Source organism: Gilliamella sp. Nev3-1, assembly GCF_001690435.1.
Classification (GTDB): domain Bacteria; phylum Pseudomonadota; class Gammaproteobacteria; order Enterobacterales; family Orbaceae; genus Gilliamella; species Gilliamella apicola_C.
On record NZ_LZHN01000037.1, the window covers coordinates 1 to 2,844 of the forward strand.

The following is a 2,844-nucleotide window of genomic DNA, read 5'->3' on the forward strand; positions in this document are numbered from 1 at the left end:
ATAAAACAGAGCATCTGAACGTAATCAAGTCAGAATATAATCAAATTTTAAAGAGCAGATCATACACCAGGGAACAAGTTAGAATTATTGCATCATATCAAACAGCAAAACACTCATTATCAACACAAATAGCTTATAGCTCAGGATTAAGAGCTCATGAATTGTTTACTTTGGAAAAAGCATCAATACAGCCAGCAGATGAACGCCCTGCACATAAAGAGAAATTTTTAGGAAGAGAGGGGGAGCTTTATACAGTGACAGGAAAAGGAGGATTAACGAGAGAAATTTTAATTCCGTATCACTTAGCCGAAAAACTTGAGCAAACAAGACTTGCTGAACCAAAGCTTATTGAGGATCGAGGCGTGTTCTATAAACAAAATTATAATATTGCCGGAGGGAAAAATTTTAGTAATTCATTTTCAACGGTATCAAAAAATAGGCTGAATTGGAGCGGAGGAGCACATGGGTTACGGCATAGTTACGCACAAGAACGCATGAAAGAACTTCAAATGACATTAACTAGAGATTTAGCACTTGAAATCGTATCGCAAGAACTGGGGCATTTTAGACCTCAAATAACAGAAGTATATTTACGTTAATTTGATTTAGCTAACGCCTCCCTACGGTCGTTGTTGAATCCCTCGCAATGTGAAAACAAGTTTCACACCGCTCACGATTGCCTAAACAAATATTAAATTATTAATTTTCAGCTTGAGAACTGAGGAATGAAAGCATTAATTTTAATGTTAACAATATTGGCATCTATAGTTTGTTTTAGCTCTATTGGTGTTAGTTTTTGGGGAACAACTGCTATAACGGCATGCTTGTTTGTGCTTATTAATGCTATTACGAATATTTGAAATTAAATGGATAGGCAATCGTGAGCGGTGTGAAACTTGTTTTCACATTGCGAGGGATTCAACAACGACCATAGGGAGGCGTTAGCTTTCCCCTTGAAAAACTATAATAAATAAAATTATTATTTATCAAGATGTTATATTTTTTAAAGTGGATAATTTTTAGAACATACCACTTATTTAGGTTTTTTGTCCCTATTTTCTTTGTTTTCTTATTTTACTGTTTTCCCCCTTGTTTTCTTGTTTATTTTCAATAAGTTGTGAGGTTAAAGGTGTACCTTTTTAATGTTAAAGGTGTACCTTTTTAATGTTAAAGGTGTACCTTTTTAATGTTAAAGGTGTACCTTTTTAATGTAATATCCACAGGCTTTATTTTTAAAGTGTACAAAAAAAAAAATTGACCCTTTTTTGTTTAAGTGTATTATATTTAAAAATATACACTTTAATGATGTTTTATTTCCTGTTTTATTGTTTTACTGTTTTACTGTTTTCCCCCTTGTTTTCTTGTTTATTTTCAATAAGTTGTGAGGTTAAAGGTGTACCTTTTTAATGTTAAAGGTGTACCTTTTTAATGTTAAAGGTGTACCTTTTTAATGTTAAAGGTGTACCTTTTTAATGTAATATCCACAGGCTTTATTTTTAAAGTGTACAAAAAAAAAAATTGACCCTTTTTTGTTTAAGTGTATTATATTTAAAAATATACACCTATAGGTATTATTATGACTAACTTAGTTGTTTTATTGTTTTACTGTTTTACTGTTTTCCCCCTTGTTTTCTTGTTTATTTTCAATAAGTTGTGAGGTTAAAGGTGTACCTTTTTAATGTTAAAGGTGTACCTTTTTAATGTTAAAGGTGTACCTTTTTAATGTTAAAGGTGTACCTTTTTAATGTAATATCCACAGGCTTTATTTTTAAAGTGTACAAAAAAAAAAATTGACCCTTTTTTGTTTAAGTGTATTATATTTAAAAATATACACTTTAATGATGTTTTATTTCCTGTTTTATTGTTTTACTGTTTTACTGTTTTCCCCCTTGTTTTCTTGTTTATTTTCAATAAGTTGTGAGGTTAAAGGTGTACCTTTTTAATGTTAAAGGTGTACCTTTTTAATGTTAAAGGTGTACCTTTTTAATGTTAAAGGTGTACCTTTTTAATGTAATATCCACAGGCTTTATTTTTAAAGTGTACAAAAAAAAAAATTGACCCTTTTTTGTTTAAGTGTATTATATTTAAAAATATACACTTTAATGATGTTTTATTTCCTGTTTTATTGTTTTACTGTTTTACTGTTTTCCCCCTTGTTTTCTTGTTTATTTTCAATAAGTTGTGAGGTTAAAGGTGTACCTTTTTAATGTTAAAGGTGTACCTTTTTAATGTTAAAGGTGTACCTTTTTAATGTTAAAGGTGTACCTTTTTAATGTAATATCCACAGGCTTTATTTTTAAAGTGTACAAAAAAAAAAATTGACCCTTTTTTGTTTAAGTGTATTATATTTAAAAATATACACTTTAATGATGTTTTATTTCCTGTTTTATTGTTTTACTGTTTTACTGTTTTCCCCCTTGTTTTCTTGTTTATTTTCAATAAGTTGTGAGGTTAAAGGTGTACCTTTTTAATGTTAAAGGTGTACCTTTTTAATGTTAAAGGTGTACCTTTTTAATGTTAAAGGTGTACCTTTTTAATGTAATATCCACAGGCTTTATTTTTAAAGTGTACAAAAAAAAAAATTGACCCTTTTTTGTTTAAGTGTATTATATTTAAAAATATACACTTTAATGATGTTTTATTTCCTGTTTTATTGTTTTACTGTTTTACTGTTTTCCCCCTTGTTTTCTTGTTTATTTTCAATAAGTTGTGAGGTTAAAGGTGTACCTTTTTAATGTTAAAGGTGTACCTTTTTAATGTTAAAGGTGTACCTTTTTAATGTTAAAGGTGTACCTTTTTAATGTAATATCCACAGGCTTTATTTTTAAAGTGTACAAAAAAAAA

General features: G+C 28.8%; 1 protein-coding gene. It reads left to right on the forward strand.

The features are described 5' to 3' along the window. Positions 1-599, forward strand: a 599-nt coding sequence (locus tag A9G40_RS05915; RefSeq protein WP_065582294.1) for a site-specific integrase, incomplete at its 5' end; no start/stop codon positions are given. Positions 600-2,844 lie beyond the last annotated feature (2,245 nt).